The 25,225-nt window shown below is 66.0% G+C and carries 17 protein-coding genes and 1 pseudogene; 13 read left to right on the top strand and 5 right to left on the bottom strand.

Translation table 11 applies throughout. The features are described 5' to 3' along the window. Positions 1–34: 34 nt before the first annotated feature. The 7 genes from PMO31116_RS08100 to PMO31116_RS08070 all read left to right on the top strand — a co-directional run bounded on the left by PMO31116_RS08100 (position 35) and on the right by PMO31116_RS08070 (position 8,208). On the top strand, positions 35–910 hold the full coding sequence (locus tag PMO31116_RS08100) for a LysR family transcriptional regulator (protein WP_150566254.1): 876 nt from the start codon (positions 35–37) through the stop codon (positions 908–910). Positions 911–1,218: 308 nt separating this feature from the next. Beyond that, positions 1,219–2,607 carry a class II fumarate hydratase gene (fumC, locus tag PMO31116_RS08095; RefSeq protein WP_150566253.1) on the top strand — a complete coding sequence of 463 codons (1,389 nt, stop codon included), beginning with the start codon at positions 1,219–1,221 and terminating at the stop codon, positions 2,605–2,607. Positions 2,608–2,629: 22 nt separating this feature from the next. After that, positions 2,630–3,532 (top strand): LysR substrate-binding domain-containing protein, encoded by a 903-nt coding sequence (locus tag PMO31116_RS08090; RefSeq protein ID WP_150566252.1) that lies wholly within the window; start codon positions 2,630–2,632, stop codon positions 3,530–3,532. 217 nt (positions 3,533–3,749) lie between these two features. Continuing rightward, on the top strand, positions 3,750–5,039 hold the full coding sequence (locus tag PMO31116_RS08085; protein WP_023598308.1) for an MFS transporter: 1,290 nt from the start codon (positions 3,750–3,752) through the stop codon (positions 5,037–5,039). Between the two features lie 68 nt (positions 5,040–5,107). Further along, on the top strand, positions 5,108–6,340 hold the full coding sequence (locus PMO31116_RS08080) for a metal-dependent hydrolase family protein (protein WP_150566251.1): 1,233 nt from the start codon (positions 5,108–5,110) through the stop codon (positions 6,338–6,340). A 238-nt stretch (positions 6,341–6,578) separates the two neighbouring features. Continuing rightward, positions 6,579–7,706 carry a hypothetical protein gene (locus PMO31116_RS08075; protein WP_150566250.1) on the top strand — a complete coding sequence of 376 codons (1,128 nt, stop codon included), beginning with the start codon at positions 6,579–6,581 and terminating at the stop codon, positions 7,704–7,706. Positions 7,707–7,743: 37 nt separating this feature from the next. Further along, entirely contained in the window at positions 7,744–8,208 is a 465-nt protein-coding gene (locus PMO31116_RS08070) for a hypothetical protein (RefSeq protein WP_150566249.1), read from the top strand. Positions 8,209–8,338: 130 nt separating this feature from the next. Here PMO31116_RS08070 and trpS read toward each other — a convergent pair whose 3' ends face one another. Together trpS and PMO31116_RS08060 are read right to left on the bottom strand one after the other, a co-directional pair. Beyond that, positions 8,339–9,367, bottom strand: a complete 1,029-nt coding sequence (trpS, locus tag PMO31116_RS08065) for a tryptophan--tRNA ligase (RefSeq protein ID WP_023872653.1) — start codon at positions 9,365–9,367, stop codon at positions 8,339–8,341. 250 nt (positions 9,368–9,617) lie between these two features. Continuing rightward, positions 9,618–13,235, bottom strand: a complete 3,618-nt coding sequence (locus tag PMO31116_RS08060) for an indolepyruvate ferredoxin oxidoreductase family protein (RefSeq protein WP_150566248.1) — start codon at positions 13,233–13,235, stop codon at positions 9,618–9,620. 228 nt (positions 13,236–13,463) lie between these two features. On the opposite strand from PMO31116_RS08060, the gene PMO31116_RS08055 reads away from it, so the two are divergent. From PMO31116_RS08055 to PMO31116_RS08030, 6 genes and pseudogenes are all read left to right on the top strand, one after another. Then, on the top strand, positions 13,464–13,925 hold the full coding sequence (locus PMO31116_RS08055) for an Lrp/AsnC family transcriptional regulator (protein ID WP_010806630.1): 462 nt from the start codon (positions 13,464–13,466) through the stop codon (positions 13,923–13,925). Positions 13,926–14,242: 317 nt separating this feature from the next. Further along, positions 14,243–16,687 carry a TonB-dependent hemoglobin/transferrin/lactoferrin family receptor gene (locus PMO31116_RS08050; protein WP_150566247.1) on the top strand — a complete coding sequence of 815 codons (2,445 nt, stop codon included), beginning with the start codon at positions 14,243–14,245 and terminating at the stop codon, positions 16,685–16,687. A 108-nt stretch (positions 16,688–16,795) separates the two neighbouring features. Then, a complete protein-coding gene (locus PMO31116_RS08045) occupies positions 16,796–17,908 on the top strand; it encodes a hemin-degrading factor (RefSeq protein ID WP_150566246.1) in 1,113 nt (370 codons plus the stop codon). After that, positions 17,905–18,828, top strand: a complete 924-nt coding sequence (locus PMO31116_RS08040) for a heme/hemin ABC transporter substrate-binding protein (protein WP_150566245.1) — start codon at positions 17,905–17,907, stop codon at positions 18,826–18,828. Before PMO31116_RS08045 ends, PMO31116_RS08040 begins: the two co-directional genes overlap by 4 nt. 92 nt (positions 18,829–18,920) lie before the next feature. Next, positions 18,921–20,051, top strand: a complete 1,131-nt coding sequence (locus PMO31116_RS08035) for a FecCD family ABC transporter permease (RefSeq protein WP_425494770.1) — start codon at positions 18,921–18,923, stop codon at positions 20,049–20,051. Between the two features lie 118 nt (positions 20,052–20,169). Then, a pseudogene (locus PMO31116_RS08030) lies at positions 20,170–20,952 on the top strand (ATP-binding cassette domain-containing protein); the annotation flags it as partial. An 81-nt stretch (positions 20,953–21,033) separates the two neighbouring features. On the opposite strand, the gene PMO31116_RS08025 reads toward PMO31116_RS08030, so the two are convergent. From PMO31116_RS08025 to PMO31116_RS08015, 3 genes are all read right to left on the bottom strand, one after another. Then, the gene (locus PMO31116_RS08025) at positions 21,034–22,005 is read right to left on the bottom strand and encodes a delta(1)-pyrroline-2-carboxylate reductase family protein (protein ID WP_023598297.1); all 972 of its coding nucleotides are present in this window, start codon (positions 22,003–22,005) and stop codon (positions 21,034–21,036) included. 173 nt (positions 22,006–22,178) lie between these two features. Beyond that, entirely contained in the window at positions 22,179–24,431 is a 2,253-nt protein-coding gene (gene pbpC, locus PMO31116_RS08020; RefSeq protein WP_246185197.1) for a penicillin-binding protein 1C, read from the bottom strand. A gap of 53 nt (positions 24,432–24,484) precedes the next feature. Continuing rightward, positions 24,485–25,225: a lysoplasmalogenase gene (locus PMO31116_RS08015; RefSeq protein WP_150566241.1), complete on the bottom strand. Its 741-nt coding sequence runs from the start codon at positions 25,223–25,225 to the stop codon at positions 24,485–24,487.

Below are 25,225 nucleotides of genomic sequence, written 5' to 3'. Positions count from 1 at the left end.
CTCTGACGGGCGTTCCTCGGGACGCCTTCCGCCCATGGAACTCGCCCACCTTCGCGCCTTCGTTGCCATCGCCCGCGAGGGCAATCTCACTCGCGCGGCACAGCGTCTGCATTTGACGCAGCCTGCCGTCAGCCTTCAGGTCAAGGCGTTGCAGGAGGCGCTTCGCCTCACGCTCTTCACCCGCACGGCGCACGGTCTGGCGCTCACCCGCGACGCACAGGCACTGCTGCCGCTGGCCGAGCGCATGCTCGCGGCGCTTGCCGACTTCCAGCAGGCCGCGGGTGCGCTGCGCGACACCGTGCGCGGACGCCTGCGCATCGGCACCATCCTCGATCCGGAATTCACGCGCCTCGGTGCGTTCCTGAAACGCCTCGTGGAATCGTATCCTCAGATCGAGACGGCCTTGCGCCAGGGCATGTCGGGTTCGGTGCTGCAGCAACTCGGGCGCGGCGAGCTGGACGTCGGCTTCTACCTGGGGCGTCCCGACCCCGAGCGCTTCCATGCCATCACGCTTACGCCGTTCTCGTATCAGGTGGTCGCGCCCGCGGGTTGGCGCGAGCGGGTGGCACGTCGCGGCTGGCGCGAACTCGCGGCCCTGCCGTGGATCTGGACACCGCCCGAATCGGCCCACCATCGCCTGCTCTCGGCGGTATTCGGCGCCCTGGAAGTGTCGCCCGTGAAGGTGGCGGAAGTCGATCAGGAGCCGTCGATGCTCGACCTGGTGAAATCCGGTGTCGGTCTGTCGCTGGTACGCGACTCGATCGCGCTGCGCGAAGCGCAAGCCCATGGTCTGGTGATCGCCGACGGCGTGAGCGTGCCCACGGAGCTGACGTTCGTCACGCTCGCAACACGCCGCGACGAGCCTGCCATCGCCGCCGCGCTGCAACTGATCGCCGCCGTCTGGGCGTGAGGAGACGCCGCGATCCGGGCGCCGCCAAACAACCTCGGCGCCCCCATGCACCGCGCATAGGCGTCGAAACTCGGCGTCGGACACTTTCCCGACCTCGGCGCAACGTCCCGCCGCCGCGAATCAGGCGCATAATCCAAGCGGCTCAGGTCCTCGCCCTCGGACACCCGGCTCGCCCGGCGCCCCCAAGCGACGCTAGGCTGCCGACCTCCCCCGCAAATCATTCCCGTGACGTGGCACGCCCCGCCGGCCTGCCAAGCCATATCCCGCCCAACGCTCTAGAATTCAAGTCTGTCTTCGAGGAGTCGATCATGTCTGTGAGAATGGAACGCGATACCTTCGGCGAAATTGCTGTACCCGCCGACCACCTGTGGGGCGCCCAGACGCAGCGCTCGCTGCAGAACTTCAAGATTTCCACCGAGAAGATGCCGCGCGAGCTGGTGCGCGCGCTCGCCCGGGTCAAGCGCGCGGCCGCCGAGGTGAACAAGGGCCTCGGCGTGCTCGACGCGAAGAAGGCCGACGCCATCATCCAGGCCGCCGACGAGGTGATCGCCGGCCGGCACGACGACGAGTTCCCGCTGGCCGTGTGGCAGACCGGCTCGGGCACGCAGTCGAACATGAACATGAACGAAGTCCTCGCCAATCGCGCCAGCGAACTGCTCGGCGGCGTGCGTGGCGAGGAACGCCTCGTGCATCCTAACGACGACGTGAACAAGGGCCAGTCGTCCAACGACGTATTCCCCACCGCCATGAGCGTGGCCGCGCTCGACGCCCTCGTGAACCATCTCAAGCCCGGCGTGGGCCAGCTGCGCGACACGCTTGCGGCCAAGGCCCGCGCCTATGACGACATCGTCAAGATCGGCCGCACCCACCTGCAGGACGCCACGCCGCTCACGCTCGGCCAGGAAATCTCGGGCTGGGTCGCGCAGATCGACCACGGCCTGAAGCATGTCGACGACGCACTGCCCCATGTGGCCGAACTCGCCTTGGGCGGCACCGCCGTGGGCACCGGCCTGAACGCCCACCCGGACTTCGCCAGACAGGTGGCCGCCACGCTCGCGCGGGACACGGGACTGCCCTTCGTCACCGCGCCGAACAAGTTCGAGGCGCTTGCCGCGAACGACGCCATCGTTCATGCGCACGGCACGCTCAAGACCCTCGCCGCGAGCCTGATGAAGATCGCCAACGACGTACGCTGGCTCGCCAGCGGCCCGCGCTGCGGCATTGGCGAGTTGCAGATTCCCGAGAACGAACCGGGCAGCTCGATCATGCCTGGCAAGGTGAATCCGACCCAGTGCGAAGCCATGACGATGTTGTGCTGCCAGGTGCTCGGCAACGACGTGGCCATCAACATCGGCGGCTCGATGGGCAACTTCGAGCTCAATGTGTTCAAGCCGATGCTCATCCACAACTTCCTGCAAAGCGTGCGCGTGCTCGCCGACGGCGCCGTGAGCTTCAACGACAACTGCGCGATCGGCATCGAGCCGAACCGCGCGCGCATCGCTTCGCTGCTCGAGGAATCGCTCATGCTCGTGACCGCGCTCAACCCGCACATCGGTTACGACAAGGCTGCGCAAATCGCGAAGAAGGCGCACAAGGAAGGCACCACGCTCAAGGCCGCCGCGCTGGCGCTGGGTCATGTGACGGCGGAGCAGTTCGACGCCTGGGTGCGCCCCGAGCAGATGGTCGGCAAGCGCTGATCGCCCCCTTCGTTCACCGCGCATGCCTATCTCTCCGCTGCCGCCGCTGCATTGTCTGATCGCGTTCGACGCCGCCGTCCGGCACGCGAGCTTCACCCGGGCGGCAGCGGAACTCAATCTCACGCAAAGCGCCGTGAGCCGACAGATCGCGCAGCTCGAAGAGTTTCTCGGGCGCGCGCTCTTCACGCGCGAACACCGCACGCTTCGTCTCACCGTCGCCGGTCAACGCTACGCCGAGCAGATCCAGCGTCTGCTCGGCGAGTGCGCCGAAGCGACGGCCGACCTGATGAAGCGGCGCGGCGACCTCGAACTCACGGTGGCATGCTCGTCCGGCGTGGCCGTGCTGTGGATGACGCCGCAGCTCATGCGCTTTCGCGCGGCGCACCCCGACATCAAGATCCGGGTGATCGTCAAAGACGGCCTCACGACGCTGGCCGCGTCGGAGTTCGATCTGGGCGTGTATTACGTTCGCAACGACCTGCCGCCCGATTTCGCCGGGCGACGGTTGTTCGACGAGGAAGTCTTTCCAGTGTGCTCCCCCGCGTATCTCGACGGACGCAAGCTCGCGCCGGCCGACCTCATCAACGAGACGCTCCTGTTCATCGAGGACGGTCAGCGCAAGTGGATGTCGTGGCCCGACTGGTTCGAGCTGCAGGGCGTGAGCGTGCCGAAATTCCCTCGCATGGTGAGCGCCAATTACTACCCGCTGCTCGTGCAGATGGCCATCGAAGGCGGCGGATTGGTCATGGGCTGGCGGCACATGATCGACCCCTGCCTCGAGGCAGGGCTGCTCGTGCCCGCCTGCGACGCCACCGCGAGTCTGGGCGGCGGATACTACCTGGTGTGGCCTGCCGATCGCCACGAGCATGCCGCAGCGCGTATTTTTCGAAACTGGATTTACGCCGAAACCCGTTTCCCAGCATAGGGTCCGAGCCATCCTGAGAAAGTTGCCATGCGCGGCACGCATGGCAACATGCGTAATTTTCGTTTGGCCTGACTTTTTGTCTGCACTACTTTGTGACGGATCCGCGCATGTGCCTTCGCCCCGCGAGCGCACATGATTCGACAAAAGCAGGCGTATTACCGGCATGACGTGATTGCAAAGCACGCGACGGACGCCATCCATCCCCCGGGAGACCCAGATGCAGGCGACCTACGCAGTGCCTCAAGACAACCTGGCCCGCCAGCGCCGTCACGCGATCGTGGCGACGGTGATCGGCAACGGCCTGGAGTGGTTCGACTTCACCGTATACAGCTTCTTCGCGGCCATCATCGCGAAGCAGTTCTTCCCCACCGGCGACGATCTGTCGTCGTTCCTGCTCGCCGTGGCGACGTTTGGCGTGGGCTTCTTCATGCGTCCGGTCGGCGGCATCGTGCTCGGTATCTATTCCGACCGCGTGGGTCGCAAGGCCGCACTCTCGCTCACCATTCTGCTCATGGCCGCCGGCACCGCGATGATCGGTCTGGCACCGACCTACGACCAGATCGGTCTGGCAGCCCCGCTCATCATCGTGCTGGCACGTCTGCTGCAAGGCTTCTCGGCCGGTGGCGAGATGGGCGGCGCAACGGCCTTCCTGACCGAATATGCACCGCCCAACCAGCGCGCCTATTATTCGGCATGGATTCAGTCGAGCATCGGCTTCGCCGTGCTGCTCGGCGCCGCCGTGGGCACGTTCGTGACGACCGAACTCGACAAGGCGTCGCTCGAGTCGTGGGGCTGGCGCGTGCCGTTCATCGTCGGCATGCTGATCGGCCCGGTCGGCTTCTACATCCGTAACAAGATCGACGAGACGCCCACGTTCCAGCACGCGGAGAAATCCGACACGCCGCTGCGCGACGTCTTCTCGCAGTATCCGCGCGAGACACTCGCCAGCTTCTCCATGGTCGTGCTTTGGACGATCTGCACCTACGTGCTGCTGTTCTACATGCCGACGTATGCCCAGCGCGTGCTGCATCTGCCCGCGTCGTACGGCTTCACCGCCGGCATGGTCGGTGGCGCGATGATCCTGGTGTTCGCACCTGTCGTGGGCCGCCTGGCGGACCGTTTCGGCCGTCGCCCGTTCCTGTCGGGTTCTGCACTGCTGATCCTGCTGCTTGCATGGCCGATGTTCACTTACCTGAACGTGGCGCCGGGCCTGCACTCGCTGCTCGCGTTCCAGATCGTGTTCGGCCTGCTCATCGCGTGCTACACCGGTCCGATTCTCGCGGCATTCGCCGAGCTGTTCCCGGCCAAGGTGCTGTCGACTGGCCTGTCGGTCGCCTACAACTTCGCGGTGACGATCTTCGGCGGGTTCGCCGCCCTGATCATCACCTGGCTGATCGCCCGCACGGGCAGCAACATGGCCCCGGCAATCTACGTGATCGTCGCGGCCGCCATCAGCCTGATCGGCACGCGCTTCGTGAAGCCCCTGCCCAAGGTCAACAAGGCCTGAGTCTTCCCCCCCAAAGGCGCGCCGCATCGAATGGCGCGCCTTTTTGCATTTCATCAAGGAACCCCACCATGTCCATTACCCTGCTTCGCGGCGGCAATGTGCTCGATGCGGCTGCCGGCCGTCTGCTCGAACGTCACGACGTCGCCATCGACGGCGCGCGCATTACCGCGGTCAGCGCCACGCCGCTCGACATTCCCGGTGCGACGGTGATCGACGTCACCGGCAAGACCGTCATGCCCGGCATGATCGACTGCCACGTGCACGTGCTCGCCTCGCACCCGAATCTCGGCACCAATGCCAGCCAGCCGAACGTGCTGACGGTGCTCAAGTCGCTGCCCATCATGCAGGGCATGCTCAACCGCGGTTTCACGACCGTGCGCGACGCGGGCGGCGCCGACTGGGCGTTGCAGCAGGCGATCGAGCAGGGCGTGATTCCGGGTCCGCGCATCTTTCCTTCGGGCAAGGCGCTGTCGCAGACGGGCGGACACGGCGACTTCCGTCCGCGCAGCGACACGCTGGAGCCGTGCTCGTGCGCGTTTCGCGCGGGCGCGATCGGGCGCGTGGTCGACGGCGTCGATCCGATTCGCCTGGCCGTGCGGGAAGAAATCCAGAAAGGCGCAACGCAGATCAAGCTGATGGCCTCGGGCGGTGTGGCGTCGCCGGTCGATCCGATCGCCAACACGCAATATTCGGAAGATGAGATCCGCGCGGCCGTGGCCGAAGCGGAAGCCGCGCAGACCTATGTGATGGCCCACGCGTACACGCCGAAGGCGATCGCACGCGCGGTGCGCTGCGGTGTGCGCACCATCGAGCATGGCAATCTGTGCGACGTGCAAACCGCGCAGCTCATGGCCGAGAAGGGCGCGTATGTCGTGCCCACACTCGTGACCTACGACGCGCTCGCCAAGGACGGCGCCTCGCTGGGCCTGCCGCCGGAGTCGGTGGCGAAAGTGGAAAGCGTGCAGCGCGCCGGACGCGAATCGCTCACGATCTATCGCGACGCGGGCGTGAAGATGGGTTTTGGCTCGGACCTGTTGGGCGACATGCACAAGTACCAGTCCGACGAGCTCACGATTCGCGCCGACGTGCTCGGCACGGCCGAGACGCTGCGCTCGGCCACGGTCATCGGCGCGGAGATTCTCAATCGCGTGGGTGAACTGGGCGTGATCGCCGCCGGCGCGCTGGCCGACGTGCTGGTCGTGGATGGGAATCCGCTCGAATCGATCGACGTGCTCACTGGCCAGGGCGAAGGCATTCGCTGGGTGTTCAAGGACGGGAAGGTCGCCAAGCAGCCGCAGTAATCGTTCGGGCGACGTTCGGCGACGGGCATCTCGAACACCCGCGACGACACAGCACGACAAGCGAAAGACGTAGCGCCGCGATGTGAAGACATCGCGGCGTTTTTTTTCGTAACTCGACCGCGCGGCGGTGCGCGAAAAGTGAAAGAGACCCGACGGATCGTGACCTAGTCTGGCATCACAAGAACAACGTGAGCCCCCGATCATGACGAATGTTCTGTTGCCTCTCGAATTTCCCTGCATGCCTCCGGTCGTTGACAACGGCTGGTTCAAGGACGCCTCGGCCGCGCCGGCTCGCAACGATTGGCAGGGCGTGAGCGTGCGGCAGCGAAGTCCGGACACGCCGCTGCCGCGGGACCCCGAAACCATGGAGACGCTGCGCGCCTCCATCACGAGCGGCCTGCGCGAGATCGGCAACGATTGGGCGGCCATGGCAAGGGAGTTGCGTTGCGATCTGGCGGTCGCACCGCTGCCGGAAGCCTTCGGCGAACTCAGCGAACTGATCGCGAGCGTGAAGTCGCATCAGGTCGACGGCCCCGACAGCATCGATCGCCTGATGCTTCGCTTCGAGACAGCGATCGCCCGGATTTATCGATCGCGACAGGCCCCCTGGGGGTCGTGGCGCTCGGTGGGCGGCCAGCGTCACGCGACCGATCACGCTACCCTGACGCCCAACGCGAAGGCCGCCCTGACCGTGCTCTCGGAACTCGACCGGGCGGTGGCACAGATCCGCCTGACCGCGCGCGCGTTGCGTCGCCTCGACGTCCAAAGCCGCACCCTTCGGGGCAGTACGCGCGGCAGGGCATCGAAACGGGCACGGGCCCAGCTCGCGGCGGCGTTCGACGCGGCCGGACTGGTTCTGCGCGTGGCCGAGCCGCACATCGAGAACTTCCTAGCCAAGGCCGAGGCCGCAATTCCGCCGGAGCGGCGACGCTGGAAAACAAAGATTGCGATCCTGCTCGGCCTCGCGCTGGTGACGGCGTCGCTTGGCATCGCCTCGATGTTCCTGCCGCCAATGCTGCCCGCGCTCGTTGGACTGGGCCTCGGATTGAAAATCGGCGCGACCGCCACCGGTTTGATGGCGACCGGCAACGGCATCTTCAGCATTGTGGGTTACACCCGCAACCCCGGCTGGAGCGAGTTGGCCGAATGCATCAAGACGGTCGAGCACCTGCATCGCGACATCCATCGGGAAATCGAAACGCACCGACGGTACGACCTGAATCACGAGCAAGGCACCGCACGACGCGTGGCCGTACATTTCAACGACGACATCACGACCGCGTCGAGCACGCAGACGCGGGTTGTCGAGCAGTTGGACCATCTGGGCGGCGCGCTGGGGAGCACGACGCCCAGACGAGGCAAATGATGTACGAGTCCGTTCCCCTTTACCGGAGAGATTATCCATGCCCAACATCAACGACGCCCTGCCGCCGCCGCAACCACCTCCCGCCCCGTCCGGCGCGGCGCAAAGTTGTCACCAGCTCGCCAGCGCCATGCGCCTGACCGATGACATCATGCAATGCCGGGTGCAGTTGAACCGCTTCCGCGAGAACCAGGAGGTCATTCTCCAGAAGATCGCGTCCCTCACGGCCCAAAGGGAAGATATGGCCCGCAGCGGCGTAACGCTGAGCCCGGAACAGGAGGCGCGATTCCAGGCATCGCTGGCCGAGTGCAAGCAACTGAACAACTACGCGTTCTCGCTCCTGCCGACGAACGAGCAGATTCGCCGAGCCTTTGCCGGACTGGATCTCGACACGGATACCGACAGCGACACGGCAAGCGACCCCGACGACGATTTGGACACCGCCAACGACACCGACACCGATGTCCGGGCCGAGGCTGGCCCAGTGCCTCCTTCCGCGCAGTGAAGCACGGCCGGGCCTCGCCACGTCGCGCCCCATGCAAAAAGGGCAGCCCGTGAAATCACGACCTGCCCTCTTTTCATCGTCAGCCTCGCCGGAAGCGATGCCGTCGATATTTGCTATGTACTCCTGAACATTACTTCTTCCAACCCGGCGTGACGAAGACCGAGCGCACATCGTCGAGCGTTTGCGAGACGGTTTCGCGAGCACGTTCGGTGCCTGCGCGCAGCATGTCCCACACGTAGTCCGGGTTCCTGGCGAACTGCTCGCGGCGCTCGCGCATCGGGCGCAGCAACTCCTGCAGGCGCTCTTCCAGGCGCGCCTTCACCTTCGAGTCGGCCAGACCGCCGCGCACGTAGTGATCCTTGAGCGCTTGCAGGCCTTCCTTGTCTTCGTCGAAGGCATCGAGATAGGCGAATGCCACGTTGCCTTCCAGGTGACCGGGGTCTTCCACCTTCAGGTGCAGCGGATCGGTGTAGCACTTCTTCACGGCGGCGCGAATTTCGTCGGGCGTCGACGAAATGTTGATCACGTTGCCGAGCGACTTGCTCATCTTGGCCTTGCCGTCGATGCCGGGCAGGCGTCCGATGGGCGGCACGAGGGCCTTGGTTTCGACGAGGATCTCGCGATCGGCCAGACGGTTCAGGCGACGCACGATTTCGTTGGTCTGCTCGATCATCGGCAACTGGTCTTCGCCCACCGGCACGAGCGTGGCACGAAACGCCGTGATATCCGCCGCCTGGCTCACCGGATAGGTGAGGAAGCCCGCGGGGATATCCCGTTCGAAGTTGCGCAGCACGATCTCCTGCTTGACCGTGGGATTGCGCTCGAGCCGCGCGACCGTCACGAGGTTCAGGTAGTAGAAGGTGAGTTCGGTCAGCTCGGGCAGCCAGGTCTGCACGCAGATGGTCGTCACGTCGGGATCGATGCCGACGGCCAGATAGTCGAGCGCGACTTCCGAGACGTTGCGGTGCACTTTGCCGCGATCGTCCGTGTTGTCGGTAAGTGCCTGTGCGTCGGCCACCAGCACGAACTGCTTGTACTCGTTCTGATAGGCCACGCGGTTCTTCAGACTGCCGACATAGTGACCCAGATGCAGCGGCCCCGTCGGGCGGTCGCCCGTGAGGATCACCTTGCGATCCGCAGGTGCCTTCGAAACACTCATTTTCCTCTCCGTAATCAATCGCTTATGGCAATACCCGAAGTCCTGTGGCGGTGGGCGGCATGTTACCTGAGCCACGCCACGGGGCGTCCGGTTCGCCCAGTTGCATCAACCTTAACTCCCGAATGGTATCGCGTCGGCCGCGTGATGGTGCAGAAACCCTCGCGCCGAACACGGCGAGGCATCCTGCGGACCCATGAAAAACGGGGGCCGAAGCCCCCGTTTCATGCACCAGATTAGCGGACGGATACGCTCAGCGCGCCGTCACCACCGGAATACCCTTGAGCGACTTTCCGGTATGACGGGCATGCGCGAGGGCCTGCTCGACGGCGTCGCCGGTGGCAGGCGTCACGCCCAGACGGGCGGCGATCGTCGCCTCGACGCGCTTGGCCATCGCCAGATTCGCCAGCTTCACATGGCCGTAACCGCGAATCTTTGCGGGGACTTCGGCAAGCGCCACGACATCCGCCAGCGTGTCAGCCGTCAGCCCCGCCAACGCGCGTTCGATCGTGGTGCGGTAGTCGGCGATCAACTGGCGCTCCATGCGACGCTCCAGCGTGTAGCCGAACACATCGAGCGCGCCACCGCGCAAGCCGCGCAACTTCGCCATGCCACGCAACACCGGCCACAGCCACGGCCCGATCGTCACCTTCTTCGGCACCGCACCGTCCTTGCCGCGCGCGATGAGCGGCGGTGCCATGTGGAACTCGAGACGGAAATCGCGCCCCGGCTTGCCTTCGAACGCCTCGCCCAGCGCATCGGCGAAGGCGCTCTGCGCATACAGGCGCGCCACTTCGTACTCGTCCTTGTAAGCCATCAAACGCGAGAGTTGCTGCGCGACGGCGCGCGACAGACGGCCCGGCGCGCCGGCCACGCGCGTCTCCGCATCGACCACCTGCTTCACGAACGCGGTGAATTGCGCGGCATACGCAGCGCTCTGGTACTGCGTGAGCAGTTCCACGCGATGCGCGACGAGCGCATCGAACGTCATGTCGTCCGCGACCGGCGCATGCATCGGCGCGTGCGCCGCCTTTGCCGTGGTCTCGGTCAGTGCGGCCGGATCGCCGGCGGCCAGTCGCCCGATCGCTAACGCCAGCTGGTTCATCGGCACCGCCACGTTGTTCAGTTCGATGGCGCGTTGCAGCGCGTGCAGCGACACCGGCACCAGCCCCAGTTGCCACGCGTAGCCGAGCATGATGATGTTCGAGCCCATCGTGTCGCCCAGGAAGCGCTGCGCGAGCGCCTGTGCGTCGCAAGTGTCGAGCTTGCCGTTACCGGCCGCATGACGCATTTTCGCCAGCAGGGCGTCCGCGTGCAGGCTGGCATCAGGGTTCTGCACGAACGTCGCGTTCGGGATCGCATGCGTGTTGACGACCACGCGCGTACGGTCGCGCCGCACGGTCTGCAATGCGTCGGCACTGGCGCCCACCACCATGTCGCACGCGAGCAGCACGTCGGCCTGCTGCGTGTCGATACGTACCTGATTGAGCGCTTGCGGCGTGTTCGCGAACCGCACGAACGACAGCACCGCACCCCCCTTCTGGGCGAAACCCATGAAGTCGAGCACCGAGGCGCTCTTTCCCTCCAGATGCGCAGCCATCGTGATGAGCGCGCCGATCGTCACCACACCCGTGCCGCCCACGCCCGTGACCATGATGTCGAAAGGCGCATCACCGGCAAGTGCCGCCGGCTGCGGCAGCGCATTCAGACGATGCTCGAATGCCGCCTGATCGAACGCGGCGGCGAGCGCCTTCTTCAATTGCGCGCCCTTGACCGACACGAAGCTCGGGCAAAAGCCATTCACACACGAAAAGTCCTTGTTGCACGACGACTGATCGATGCGACGCTTGCGTCCGAGCGCGGTCTCGACCGGCTCCACCGACAGACAGTTCGACGCCACGCCACAATCGCCGCAACCTTCGCAAACGGCTTCGTTGATGAACAGACGCCGGTCCGGATTCGGAAATTCGTTTTTCTTGCGACGACGACGCTTCTCGGCCGCGCACGTCTGATCGTAGATGAGCACGGTCGCGCCCGGGATTTCGCGCAGCTCGCGCTGCACCGCGTCGAGCTCGCTGCGGTGATGGAACGTGGTGCCCTTGGGGAACTGGCCTTCGTGGCCGATGTATTTCTCCGGCTCGTCGCTCACCACCACGAGCTTCGCGATGCCCTCCGCTTCGACCTGACGCGCAATCTGCGGCACCGAGATCGAACCGTCGACCGGCTGGCCACCGGTCATGGCCACGGCATCGTTGTAGAGAATCTTGTAGGTGATGTTTGCCTTCGACGCCACGGCCTGTCGAATCGCGAGCAGGCCCGAATGGAAGTACGTGCCGTCGCCCAGGTTCTGGAACACGTGCGGCCGCTTCGTGAAGTGCGAGTGCGCCGCCCAGTCCACGCCCTCACCGCCCATCTGGATCAGGCCGGTCGTGTCGCGATCCATCCACGAGGCCATGAAGTGACAGCCGATGCCCGCCTGCGCAATGGAGCCTTCCGGCACCTTCGTCGACGTGTTGTGCGGGCACCCCGAACAGAAGTACGGCACGCGGCGCACGCCGTCGGCCGCGTTCGACAGGATCCCGTGCGCCACCAGATCGACCACGCGCTCGCGGCGATCGAGCGTCGGCCGATGCTTCGCGAGCCACTCGGCGAACACCGGCAGCACACGCGACGGCCGCAGCTCGCCAAGTGCCGAGAGCAACGCACGGCCATCGGCGTCGGTCTTACCGAGCACGATCGGGCGCGTGCCCGTCGTTCGGTTGTAGAGATACTGCTTGATCTGCTGCTCAACGACCGGGCCCTTCTCCTCGATCACCAGGATTTCCCTGAGCCCGGAGACGAACGCGTCCAGACGCGACATGTCCAGTGGGAACGACAAGCCCACCTTGTAGATGCGCACGCCGGCGGCTTCCAGATCGCTCACGGTGATGTCGAGGCGGCGCAGCGTCTCCATCAGGTCGAGGTGAGCCTTGCCGCACGTCACGATGCCGATATCGGCATGCGGCGCCGGCGCGATCCACTTGTCGATGCTGTTCACGCGCGAGAAGGCCCGCACGGCATCAAGCTTGTCGGCAAGACGCGCCTCGAGCGCCAGACTCGGCAAGTCGGGCCAACGATTGTGCAGCCCGCCCGCGGGCGCCACGTAGTCCTGCGGCTCGGCCCAGTCGGTGCGAATCTTGTCGAGATCGACGGTGCCTCGCGATTCGACCGTCTCGGAGATGGCCTTCAGGCCCGCCCACGCGCCGGAAAAACGCGACAGCGCGTAACCGTACAGTCCGAATTCGACGAGCTCGCCGATGTCCGCCGGGTTCAGCACGGGCATGCTCCACGACATCATCGTGAAGTCGCTCTGGTGCGGCATCGACGACGACACGCACCCATGATCGTCCCCCGCGACCACGAGCACGCCGCCATGACGCGACGCGCCATACGCATTGCCGTGCTTGAGCGCGTCGCCCGCGCGATCAACGCCCGGGCCCTTGCCGTACCACATGCCGAACACGCCTTCGACCGTGCGTTCCGGATCGGCTTCCACCCGCTGCGTGCCCATGACTGCGGTGCCGCCGAGCTCTTCGTTGATGGCCGGCAGGAATTTGACGTTCGCCGCGTCGAGCAGCTTCTTCGCCTTCCACAGTTGCTGGTCCACGCCGCCGAGCGGCGAGCCACGATAGCCGCTGATGAACCCCGCCGTATTCAGGCCGCGCTCCGCGTCGAGCTGGCGTTGCATGAGCAGGATGCGCACGAGCGCCTGCGTGCCGGTCAGGAAAATCTGCCCGCGACGCGCCGTGAGGGCGTCGGAGAGTTGGTAGTCGGGATGGGCCAGGGGGTTGGCCGTGGGCGTCGCCAATGTGGCGCGCATGGGGGCGTTCATCGTGTATCTCCTGATCCCCGCAGCGCGCGCCAGGTCAGGACAGACGAGGGCAATGGCCGGGCTTCGGGGGCATGTGTTCTGTTGATCTCGACCCACCGCGTGCGGATCGCACCCGGCCGCGTCGGTTATGCAAGCAGTGTATGGGGAGGCAGGAGAAAGATTTTTACTATTTCACTCCTTTTGGCGCACAATAAGAAACGTTCATTTCGAAAAATACGGATCTGGGAAATGGAACTACTCGACAATTTCGCGCGGCAGATTCTCCGGCTGTTGCAGATCGACTCACGCCGTTCGGCGCAGGAACTGTCCGAAAACGTCGGATTGTCGGCCACGCCGTGCTGGCGACGGATCAAGGACATGGAGCAGAGCGGCGTGATCCAGCGCTACACGGTGCTGCTCGATCGCGAAAAGCTGGGCCTGCACGTATGCGCACTCGCCCACGTGCAACTCACGCGTCACACGGAAGGCGGCACGGAGCAATTCGAACGCGAAATCCGCACCTGCCCTGAAGTCACGGAGTGCTACAGCACCACCGGAGAAGCCGATTACATCCTCAAGATCGTTGCGCCGGACATCAAGGCCTATGACGCGTTTCTGCACGAGCACATCTTCCGCCTGCCCGCCGTGGCGAACGTGAAAACGAGCGTCGTGCTGCGCGAGATCAAGTTCGACACAAGCCTGCCGATCTGACGGGCGCGCCTTTCCAATCCCGTCCGTCTGTCGACTTTGTGCGACAACGCCCTTGACGTGAACAAGCATCTTCGTTAAAAATGCAAATGATTCTCATTTGAGTTTCATCAAAAGCATTTCGTCCCAAGGCCGAACATCCGCGGCCGGGTGGCACGAAACATTTCGCCAGCCGCGCCTGCCAGCGTGTCTCACAGCGTCGATTCCGGCGTTGTTCGCACGCAGACTGCCACGAGCGCTCGCCAGCCAGAAACGGGGTTTTCTAGCATTGGGAGCCAGCAGTGAAGCAGTCGTCGAGCGGCGGGGGCCGCGCATTTTCCATGACCTTGCGCCGGGGACACGGCGCGAATCCGGGCTTCGCCGCACCATCGTCGCGACGCCATCCGACCCGCGCCGGTCGTCGGCGTCTTCAACCATTGGCCGGCGCGGTGCTCGCCGCCTTCTGGTGGCCCGCCGCCTTCGCTCAGCAGGCGCCGGCAGATGGTCGGGCCCTGACCGGCCACGCGGCGCAGGCAACGCGATCGGTCCAGGCGGATCCAGCAGATCCGGCAGCCACCGCCAACCGCACGCTGCAACTCGCGCAGACGGCGCCCGTGGCATCGCTGCAGCTCGCGGAAGCCAACCTGCGCGAGGTCAACGTAACGGCAACACGCACGCCCACTGAAGCGGAGCGCACGCCGGCGTCGATTTCGGTCATCACCGATCAGGATCTCGAGGAGCAGCAGGCGCAGGACATCAAGGAGGCGCTACGCTACGAGCCGGGCGTGACGGTGCGCCGCGCGCCGTATCGCCCCGCCTCCGCAGCCGCCGGCGGGGGCCGCGACGGCAACGCCAGCATCAACATCCGTGGCCTCGAAGGCAACCGTGTCGCGCTGTTCGAAGACGGCATCCGCATGCCCTCGTCGTATGCGTTCGGCCCACTCGAAGCGGGGCGCGGCGATTACATGAGCATGGACCTGCTGCGTCGCATCGAAATCCTGCGCGGCCCGGCCTCCTCGCTTTACGGCAGCGACGGCCTGACCGGCGTGGTGAACTTCCTCACCAAGGACCCGCAAGACCTGCTCGACGTGTTCGGCAAGTCGACCTACTTCTCGCTGCGCCCGTACTACAACTCGATGGACCGCAGCTTCGGCACGACGGCCCAGGCGGCGTGGGGCGGCGAGCAATGGCAGGGCATGGTGATCGTCGACGGCAACAAGGGGCATGAGCTCGACGGCAAGGGCACGAACAATTCGGCCAGCACCGCACGCACCACCGCGAACCCCCAGGACACCAACGGCAACTCGGTACTCGGCAAGCTGGTCTTCAAGGCCACGCCATTCTCCACGTTCAAGCTCACGGGAGAGAACGTGCGCCGCCGCGTGGATTCGAACGTGCTGTCGGCGATCAGCCCGCCGACCACCCTCGGCCTGACCACCAGCGACCGCCTCGAGCGCAATCGCATCAGCCTCGATTACGACTTCAACGACGCGTCGCGAGCCTATGTGCAGAACCTTCACGCCCTGCTCTACTTTCAGGACGCCAAAAACAGTCAGTATTCCTATGAGAAGCGCACGGCGGGCGATCGCACGCGTGACAACACGTACAAGGAACGCACCGTGGGTGGCTCGCTGCAGGCACAGAGCAACTTCGTGACCGGCCCGTTCGCCCACAAGCTCGTGTATGGCACCGATGCAAGCCTCGCGTACATCACCAGCTATCGAAACGGCACCGTGCCGGGCGTGGGCGAATCGTTCCCGAACAAGGCTTTCCCCGACACCGACTACACGCTTTTCGGCGCTTATCTCCAGGATGAAATTCGCTATGGTTCGCTGACCGTCACGCCCGGCATCCGATACGACGCGTACTGGCTATCGCCCAAGCAGAACGACCCGCTGTACGTGTCGCAAACGAGCTCGGGCACGCGCGTGCAACCGACCTCGTCCAACGATTCGGCCTTCTCGCCGCGCCTGGCGATCATGTACGAAATCGCCCCTTCGCTGATTCCGTACGTGCAATACGCGCGGGGCTTCCGCACGCCCACACCGGATCAGGTCAACAATGGCTTCTCGAATCCGATCTTCGGCTACATGTCGATCGCGAACCCGAACCTCAAGCCCGAAACCAGCGACACGGTCGAGCTGGGTCTGCGCGGACGCCTGGCCACCACGCTCGGCCCGATCACTTACAGCACGGCAGCGTTCGCGGGCAATTACCGCAATTTCATTTCGCAGCAGAACATTAGCGGCTCGGGTCGACCGAACGATCCCCTCATCTATCAGTACGTGAACTTCAGCCGCGCCCGCATTCAGGGGTGGGAAGGCCGGGCCACGTGGGCGCTCAAGTCAGGGGTGACGTTGCGTACCGCCATGGCCTACACGCATGGCACGACCGAAGATGACGGATCGGCCAGCCAGCCGCTGAACACCGTCAACCCGTTCTCGATGGTGCTCGGCGTGCGCTACGAGCCGAACAGTACTTGGTTCGCACAGGCCGACCTGCTCTTCCAGGCCGCCAAGTCGCAAGGCCAGATCGCGAAGACCTGTACGTCGGGTACGCAGCAGAACCAGAACTGCTGGGCACCTCCGTCGTCGGTCGTGCTCGACCTGTCGGGTGGCTATCACATCAACAAGCACGCCACGGTCTATGCCGGCGTCTACAACGTGTTCGACCGCCGGTACTGGAACTGGTCGGACGTTCGCAACCTCGCCGAGAACTCAACGCTCAAGGACGCGTATTCGGCGCCCGGCCGCAGCGTGGCCGTGAGCCTGAAGCTCCAATACTAATTGTCGTCTCACTTCAGAACCCGCGTCGGTGCGGTCCGGCCTTCGCCTGACGGGGCCGCCCCGACGCCTGCCAGCCACTGCCAGCAAACACGCAATCAAGGAATCGCCATGATGAACGCTCAAAACGCCACTGCCGCCGCCCACCCGGCATTTCCCGCGCTCGCCGACGTCACCCGTCTGCGCAGCGAATTCCAACGTATGAAGACCGAACGGAACCTGCGCGATCGCGATGCCGCCGCGGCGCTCGGCGTGTCCGAGGGCGAAACGGTCGCGGCATTCGTCGGCGAGCACGTCGTGCGCCTGCGCCCCGAATTCCCGGAGATCGTCGAAGCGCTGCCCGCGCTGGGCCGCGTGATGGCGCTCACCCGCAACGCCGCGGCCGTTCACGAGAAGGACGGCCAGTACGAAAAGCTCTCACACCAGGGCACCATCGGTCTCGGTCTGGGCAAGGAGCTCGATTTGCGCATCTTCTACCATCAGTGGGCATTCGGTTACGCCGTCGAGACGCCCACGGAACAGGGCCCGCGACGCTCGCTGCAATTCTTCGACAAGACCGGCACCGCCGTGCACAAGATGTTCCTGCGCGATCACAGTGACGTGGCCGCCTACGAGGCGCTCGTCGCACGCTTTCGCGCCAGCGATCAGACACCGGGCCAGCACGTGAGCGCCGCCGACACCCCGAAGCCCGAAACGCCCGACGCGGAGATCGATATTGCCGCCTTCCAGCGCGACTGGCTGGCCATGACCGACACCCACCAGTTTTTCGACATGCTCAAACGCCACGGCGTCTCGCGGGCTCAGGCGTTGCGCCTCGCCCCCGAGGGGCACGCCCGCCGTGTGAGCGCGGCGTCGGTGCGCGCCCTGCTCGAGGACGCCGCCGGCACCGGCCTGCCGATCATGGTGTTCGTCGGCAATGCCGGCATGATCCAGATTCACACCGGCCCCGTGAAGACGATTCGCGTGATGGGGCCGTGGGTCAACGTGCTCGATCCGGGCTTCAATCTGCACCTGCGCGACGATCTGGTCCACACCGCGTGGATCGTGCGCAAGCCGACATCCGACGGCATCGTCTCTTCGCTCGAACTGCTCGACGCCTCGGGCATGGTCATCGCCATGTTCTTCGGCGAGCGCAAGCCCGGACAACCGGAACTCGACGGTTGGCGCGAGACGCTCGCGCGAGTCGCACAAGCCGCGCAGGCCGAGTCGGAGACTCGCGCATGAACGGGCGGCTCGATGCGCATGGCGCGTCGCGGCGCGCACTGCTGGGCGCAGGCGTTGCGCTGGTGGCGGGGGCTGGCCTGAGCGCCCGCCTGCCGTCGCTGGCGCATGCCGGCTCACCGGGCGCGGCGCCCGCCGGCCCGAAACGGGTCGTCGTCGCGGGCGGCGCTCTCACGGAAATCGTCTACGCCCTCGGCGCGCAGGACCGTGTGATCGCCAACGATCTGACGAGCCTCTATCCCGAAGCCGCCACGAAGCTGCCCAAGATCGGCTATCTGCGCACGCTGTCCGCGGAGGGCGTGCTCTCGCTCCACCCCGACCTGCTGCTCGCCGGCGCGGAGGCCGGACCACCCAATGTGCTGTCGCAGATCGCGGCCGCCGGCGTGCCCGTCAAACGCTTTAACCACGGCTACACCGCCGAGCTGGTGCACCAGAACATTCGCGGCGTTGCCGCCGCACTGCGCGTGCCCGACGCAGGGGATCGTGTCGCCGGCGACTTCATGTCGAACTGGCGACGCGCTCGCGAGCAAATCGAGCAGCGCTACGGCATTGCGCGACAGCCGCGTGTGCTGTTCATCCTCGGACACACCGGCAATCAGGTCATGGTCGCCGGACAGGACACGGCGGCCGACGCCATGCTCGCGTTTGCCGGTGCCGAGAACGCGCTGCGAGGGTTCACCGGCTATCGGCCGCTCACGGCCGAGGCGGCCGTTGCCGCACGACCCGACGTGTTGCTCACGACCACGACGGGGCCATCGCCTGCGGATCCGGGCGCGACGCTGCTGGCACAGCCCGGCCTCGCCAATACGCCCGCCGGGCGTACAAAGCGTGTCGTGAGCTTCGACGCGCTGTATCTGCTCGGCTTCGGTCCTCGTCTGCCGCAGGCGGTGACCGATCTCGCGCAACGCGTGCACGCCGCGTGATTGCGTCCGGCGTGGCCTGTGGGGGACGCCCGATCCTGCGCCTGACCACGCCGGCACCTTTCGTATCCCGTCACTCGCCAGTCAACGAAGCCATGTCAGCCGCTCCTCCGATGTCCAAGACGACACCGTCCACCGCGCCCGGCGCACCGAAAGGCGTCGCGCCCCCTAGCACCCGCGGCAGCCGTCGCGCGCCCCGATGGATGGTCATGACGGTGCTGGTGGGACTGCTGGCCCTGGCAGTGCTGGCCGCGTTGTGCGGCGGTGCGTATCGCATCGCCCCGGGTGACGCCATGGCGGCGCTGTTCCGGAGCGCGTCCGGGGACTTTGCGCAGGACCAGGCACGCAGCGTGATGTTGCAGATACGTCTGCCACGCATCGCGCTCGGCGTGCTGGTGGGCGCCGGGTTCGGCGCGGCCGGCGCCGCATTGCAGGCGCTCTTTCGAAATCCGCTGGCCGACCCCGGCCTGATCGGTGTGGCCAGCGGCGCCGCGCTGGGCGCGGCCGGTGTCATCGTGCTCGGCAGCACGGTGTTGCCGGTCGCGCTCGCCGCGTCGCTCGGCCTGTGGTTGCTGCCCGCGGCCGCCTTCGCCGGCGCGCTTGGCGTGACCGCGCTCGTCTACCGGCTTGCCGCGGGGCGAGGACGTCTGGCACTGCCGCTGCTGCTGCTCGCCGGCATCGCAATCAACGCAGTGTCCGGTGCGGCCATCGGATTGCTGACCTACCTCGCCAACGACACCCAACTGCGAACACTCACCTTCTGGACACTCGGCAGTCTGGGTGCCGCGCAATGGCCGATGCTGGGAGTTATCGTGTGGCCGGTCGCGCTGGGGATCGCTGCGCTCGGCACGCAGTGCCGCTCGCTCAACGCCTTGCTGCTCGGCGAGGCGGAGGCGCTGCACCTAGGCGTTGCGGTCCAGTCGGTCAAACGTCGCGTGATGGTGGCCTGCGCGTTGTGCGTGGGAGCCCTGGTCGCCTCGAGCGGCATGATCGGCTTCATCGGACTGATCGCGCCGCACATCGTGCGTCTGGTTGTCGGTCCCGATCCGCGCGCGGTACTCCCGGCGGCGGCGCTTTTCGGCGCCGTCCTGACGCTGGTCGCCGACCTCGTCGCACGCACGTGGGTCGCCCCTGCCGAGCTGCCGTTGGGCATTCTCACGGCGTTGCTCGGCGCCCCCTTCTTCCTCATGCTGCTATGGCGCCGCCGCGGCCAGTTCGGACTGTGATGTCCGCACGAGACGGAACCACGAAATCGCCCCCGCACCGACGACCCAGGACTTCGCCATGCTCAGTGCCCACGACCTGACGATTGCGCACACCGATTCGCCCGTTCTCGACGGCCTGTCGCTCGATATCCGGCCGGGTGAGCTGCTCGTGCTGCTCGGGCGCAACGGCGCCGGCAAGAGCACCCTGCTCAAGGCGCTCGCGGGTGAACCGTTGCCGCCCCGCAGCCGGGTAAGCGGTGCAGTCACGGTCAACGGCTCGCTGCTCTCGCAATTCAGCGCGGCGGCGCTGGCCCGGTTGCGCGCCGTGCTGCCGCAAACGGCACAGCTGTCGTTTCCGTTCAGCGCACTGGAAATCGTGGCGATGGGGCGTTTGCCGTTTCCGAGATCGAGGGCGCGCGCCGGACAGCCCGTGAAAAGCGATGTCGAAATCGCCACGCTCGCGCTGGAGCGCGTGGGCGCCCTGCCGCTGCTCGAGCGCGACGTAATGACACTATCGGGTGGGGAATGGGCGCGTGTGCAATTCGCGCGCGTGCTCGCGCAACTGTGGCCCGACGACGCGGTCGCCCCCAGCGTGCCTCGCTATCTCCTGCTGGACGAACCCACGGCGGCGCTCGATCTCGCCCACCAGCACCACTTGCTCGCGCTCACGCGATCGCTCGCGAAATCGTGGGGGTTCGGCGCAATGGCGATCGTGCATGACATCAACCTCGCGGCGCGTCATGCCGACCGCATGGCCTTGCTTGCCGACGGACGCATTCTCGCCACCGGCGCGCCGCGCGACGTCATGCGCGCGGACCTCATCGAGATGACGCTGGGACTGCCGGTTCAAGTCATCACGCCCGCGATGTTGCCCGGACTTTCCGGGATGGGCTCGGGGATACCCTTCGCGCTGCCCGCCTGACGCACGTGTCGACACAGGTGGCGGACACACCACAGCGCCTCGACGGCAGACTGTCGGCGGTAATCCGTTGTACCGAGCCTTTCAGGCAGCAGGCACGCCGTCCTTTTCCAGATTGGCTCTCGCGCACAGCACGGCGGCCAGATCCCACAACGCGTAGCCCACGCTCTTGAAGAGCACAGGCCCACTGGAGCGAAAACGGTCGGGCGTGATGATTGCGTCCATGAGCGGCGCCGCGCGGCCCCAGTCGATCGCGGCATGCAGGAGGTCGCCGGCCTCGTGCTTGACCTCCCATGTGTCGACCACGAGCGTGCCCCGCACGGCAGCATCGCGACACAACTGGGGCGGCAACTCACGCATATCGGGACGAAATGCGCCCACGCCCGCCACGAAAATATCGTCGCGCCAGCGCATCACATCGCTGTCGGGCAGTACCGGCTCGCTGCTGGTCGTTGCCGCGATCACAACGCTCACGGTGTTGAGCACCGGCTCGATCGCATCGACGACCGTCGCCTCCACGCCAAGACCCGCGGCGTGCTCGGCAAGCGCATGCGCGCGCTCCGGGCTGCGGGAGAAAATCATGAAGTGACGCGTGCCCATGCCGGCGGCAAACGCCTCGAGGTGCGCCCGCGCCTGTACGCCCGCGCCCACGATCAGCACCGGTCCCTTCGGTCGCGGTGCGAACTTCCGTGCAGCGAAGAGCGTGACGGCGGCCGTACGCCGTCCCGTGACGGTCGGACCGTCGAGCAGCATGAGGCGTTCGCCCGTATGCGGATCGAACACCATCACTTCGCCGATGATCGACGGTTTGCCTACACGACAGTTCTCGGGATGCACGGTGATGTGCTTGGTCATCGCGACATCGCGATTGACGGCCGGCATGACCAGCAGCACGCCGCCTCGGCGGCCACGTTCCGGTTCGGTGAGGGAAAAATGCAGACGCTCCGGCGCACGGGCAGTCCCCGAGCGCATCTCCATGAGCATGGCCTCGATGCCGTCGGCCAATTGGGGATAAGGCAATAGCTGCGCGGTCTGATGCGCGTCCAGCGTGATCATCGATATGTCTCCGCTCCGGGGCGTGCGCCATCGGCGGCGGAATTCACACTCGTCGCCGTCACATTGCGTCACGCTTTGCCAAGTCTGAATTCAGTGTAGCGCGCATCGCGTCAACGCGTCTGCCACATCAAAATTTTTTGGCGACATTTCGTACGATCAATGCGCACATGCGCTCAGCGACTCGCATTGCGCATGCGCTTGCCGTCGTTGAGCGTCGCACCGCGTACCTCGAAACGCACGCTGTCGCGCACCGCTCCTGCGGCATCGACAAGTTCGAGGGTATGACGCCCCGGCCACGGCAACCAGCCCACGCGCGCGGCTCCCGCCAGCGGCTTGCCGTCGAGCCGCCATGCCGCCCCCTTGGGCCACGCGGCGGCCACCTGGAACCACAATCGCTGGTTCGCGGGAGGGATATCGGGATCGAGCGCCACGATCGTGCCGTCCGTGGGTGCGGCAATGCGCCAGAGGGGACCGCCCGGCGCCTTGGTCGCCAGCGACGACAACGCAATCGTGCGCTGCGAGGTGCCCGGCAGAAACCACTCTTCGCGGGACGGCTCCACGTGCTCGGCATACTGCACCGCGACATGTTCCAGCCCCTGCGGTGCGGGCGGTGGCAGACTCGCCGTGCGGCGATGCAGGTAGTCCATGACACGGTGCCAGATGGGCGCCGCGCCCGACACGCCCGACACGTCCCACATCGGCGCCCCGTCGGCGTTGCCGACCCACACACCGACCGTGTAGCGACGCGAGTAGCCAACGGCCCAGTTATCGCGCATATCCTTGCTGGTCCCCGTTTTGACGGCGGTCCAGTAGCGGGTCGAAAGGGGACTGTCGAGGCCGAAGGTACGCGTGCGCGCCTGTCGGTCCGAGATCATGTCCGACACGATGAAACTGACCTGCGGCGAGAAGACCGTGGTGCGCGCCGCATCGCGCGGCGACGAGCGCAATCCGGGGGTGCCTGGCGTACCGGCGCCGGGGGAACGGGAAGCGCGCACCGTTCCGGGCATGCGTTCGTTCACACCACTGGCGATGCCGCCGTTGGCCAGCGCACGGTAGGCATTGGCGAGCGACAGCAGGGTGACGTCGGCGCTGCCCAGCGCGAGACTGAAGCCATAGTAGTCGCCGCTTTGCGTGAGCGGCAGCCCCAGCGACACGAGCGTATTGGCGAACCGGCGCGGCGTGACCATGACGAGCGTGCGCACGGCCGGCACGTTCAGCGACGAGGCCAGCGCCGTACGGGCACTGACCCACCCTTTGAAGTGACGATCGTAGTTTTGCGGGATGTACAGGCCGCCCCCCGTGGGCAGGTCGATCGGGGAATCGTCGAGTAGCGAGGCCGCCGTCAGGCGATGTTCCGCGATGGCCTGGGCGTAGAGAAACGGTTTGAGTGTCGAGCCGGCCTGACGCAGGGAGGTCACGCCATCGACTTGTGCAGCGGCCGACAGTACGCCGGAGGAACCGACCCATGCGAGGATGTCACCGCTCGCATTGTCGATCACGACGATCGCGCCGTCCTGCACGTTGCGCGAGCGGCCGGGCGTGCCCAGTTCGCGCAGCGTTTGCTGCAGCGTCGTCACTGCCATGCGCTGAAGATTCACGTCGAGCGTGCTGGTGATCGTCGTGCCCGGTGGCGGACGGCTTGCGCTGAAAACGCGGCGCGCGAAGTGCGGGGCGAGATTGACGGCGTCGCGCGTGGTCATCACGCGGGCCGGTCGCGAGAACACGAGTTGCGCGTAGCCGTCCAGACCGTTGCAGTCCGCGCGCTGCCCGACGTCGCGCAGAATGCCGCAAGCCCGCTGGGAGACGCGGGCGACCGGCGCATTCGGCGCGCGCAACAGCGCCACGGCGAGTGCCGATTCGCGCGCATCGAGCCCGCTGGGCAGCTTGCCGAAGAGCGTTTGCGACACCGCCGAGATGCCAACGAGTTCCCCGCGAAACGGCACGAGGTTGAGGTAGGCCTCCAGAATCTGGTCCTTGCGCCAGCGCTGCTCCAGCCACAGGGCCGTTGCGGCCTGCCCGATCTTCTGCGTGACGGAACGATTGCGCGCGCTGGGACGCAAATCGTCGTCCAGCAGGCCGGCGAGCTGCATCGTCAGCGTGGACGCGCCGCGCGTGCGCGAATGCCAGAGATTGCCCCAGGCTGCTGCGGCCACCCCGCGCCAGTCCACGCCACTGTGCTCGTAGAAGCGCTTGTCTTCCGAGACGACCAACGCCTGGCGAAAGGCGGGAGAGACGTCGGCGAGCGTGACCCAGTCACCGCGCTGCGCCTGCATGTCCGCGCGCAGGCGTTGCAAGGGCTCCCCCCGGCGGTCGAGCAGAATCCAGTCCGATGCGCGCCAGTCGTGACGCACTTCGTCAAACGAAGGCACGGCCCACGCGGGTGCCGACGCGTGCAGCAGTCCGAGCGCCAGCGGCACACTCAACATCAGGTGACGCGCAACCCCAAGACCGCGCCCCTCAGACCACGCCCACATTCGTTTCATCCTTTGTCGTTCGTCAGTTGCGGCAACTTTCGCTGCGCATCGTATGGCAACCGCGGCGTGCGCACCGCCATGATGCCCGCGACGAGCAGGAGTTGCGCAAGCCCGTACAAGATCCAGATCGCGTAGTCCTGAGCGGGAATCGCCCCCACGAAGCGCGTGGTGCCGATAAGCGCGTCCGAGACCGTGAAAAGCAATGCGCCCACGGCGGCCCATTCGCCTTCGAGATCGGCGAGCAGCGCCGCCGAAGCCATCATCGAGAGCACCACCACGTAACACGCCACCGGCGCCTTGAGTTCTCCCATGCCCGGCCAGTACATGGCGTAGGCCAGCACTGCCGCCACCCAGACCAGCACGATGGCGATCCGATGCCAGCCAGGCACCTGCCGCCAGCGACGCCGTACTCGCCAGAACAGCACGAAGTACGCGACGTGGGCCAGCAGGAACGCCCCAAGCCCCAGCACAAACCCCTGCGAGAGCGCGGGCAGCGCCAGCAGCACGTCACCCGCGCCGGAGAAAATCAGCGCTGCGCACAGCCACCCCCGTTCGCCCGGCGCGCGGTGATACATCGCCGAGAACAGCAACAATGCACACATGAGGACCTTCGCGACGGCCTGATCCGCATAAGGCGCGCCGCGCAACGACACCGCATACGCAACGGCGGCCATTGCCGCGAGCCACCAGAAGCGGCGTGCTTCGCGAGGCAGCGCCGCCGCGGGTGCAACGAGGTTTGACGTCAT

Source organism: Pandoraea morbifera (genome assembly GCF_902459575.1).
GTDB classification, from domain to species: domain Bacteria; phylum Pseudomonadota; class Gammaproteobacteria; order Burkholderiales; family Burkholderiaceae; genus Pandoraea; species Pandoraea morbifera.
This window is presented reverse-complemented; position numbering and strand designations above follow the sequence as displayed.

Excerpts from the sequence above, each read along its gene's own strand:
- PMO31116_RS08080 (WP_150566251.1), top strand. The coding sequence starts at position 5,108 with ATGTCCATTACCCTGCTTCGCGGCGGCAATGTGCTCGATGCGGCTGCC.
- PMO31116_RS08100 (WP_150566254.1), top strand. The coding sequence starts at position 35 with ATGGAACTCGCCCACCTTCGCGCCTTCGTTGCCATCGCCCGCGAGGGC.
- PMO31116_RS08040 (WP_150566245.1), top strand. The coding sequence starts at position 17,905 with ATGAACGGGCGGCTCGATGCGCATGGCGCGTCGCGGCGCGCACTGCTG.
- PMO31116_RS08050 (WP_150566247.1), top strand. The coding sequence starts at position 14,243 with ATGACCTTGCGCCGGGGACACGGCGCGAATCCGGGCTTCGCCGCACCA.
- PMO31116_RS08070 (WP_150566249.1), top strand. The coding sequence starts at position 7,744 with ATGCCCAACATCAACGACGCCCTGCCGCCGCCGCAACCACCTCCCGCC.
- PMO31116_RS08075 (WP_150566250.1), top strand. The coding sequence starts at position 6,579 with ATGCCTCCGGTCGTTGACAACGGCTGGTTCAAGGACGCCTCGGCCGCG.
- PMO31116_RS08035 (WP_425494770.1), top strand. The coding sequence starts at position 18,921 with ATGTCAGCCGCTCCTCCGATGTCCAAGACGACACCGTCCACCGCGCCC.
- PMO31116_RS08015 (WP_150566241.1), bottom strand. The coding sequence starts at position 25,225 with ATGACGTCAAACCTCGTTGCACCCGCGGCGGCGCTGCCTCGCGAAGCA.
- pbpC (WP_246185197.1), bottom strand. The coding sequence starts at position 24,431 with ATGTTGAGTGTGCCGCTGGCGCTCGGACTGCTGCACGCGTCGGCACCC.
- trpS (WP_023872653.1), bottom strand. The coding sequence starts at position 9,367 with ATGAGTGTTTCGAAGGCACCTGCGGATCGCAAGGTGATCCTCACGGGC.
- PMO31116_RS08025 (WP_023598297.1), bottom strand. The coding sequence starts at position 22,005 with ATGATCACGCTGGACGCGCATCAGACCGCGCAGCTATTGCCTTATCCC.
- PMO31116_RS08090 (WP_150566252.1), top strand. The coding sequence starts at position 2,630 with ATGCCTATCTCTCCGCTGCCGCCGCTGCATTGTCTGATCGCGTTCGAC.
- PMO31116_RS08060 (WP_150566248.1), bottom strand. The coding sequence starts at position 13,235 with ATGAACGCCCCCATGCGCGCCACATTGGCGACGCCCACGGCCAACCCC.
- PMO31116_RS08055 (WP_010806630.1), top strand. The coding sequence starts at position 13,464 with ATGGAACTACTCGACAATTTCGCGCGGCAGATTCTCCGGCTGTTGCAG.
- fumC (WP_150566253.1), top strand. The coding sequence starts at position 1,219 with ATGTCTGTGAGAATGGAACGCGATACCTTCGGCGAAATTGCTGTACCC.
- PMO31116_RS08045 (WP_150566246.1), top strand. The coding sequence starts at position 16,796 with ATGATGAACGCTCAAAACGCCACTGCCGCCGCCCACCCGGCATTTCCC.
- PMO31116_RS08085 (WP_023598308.1), top strand. The coding sequence starts at position 3,750 with ATGCAGGCGACCTACGCAGTGCCTCAAGACAACCTGGCCCGCCAGCGC.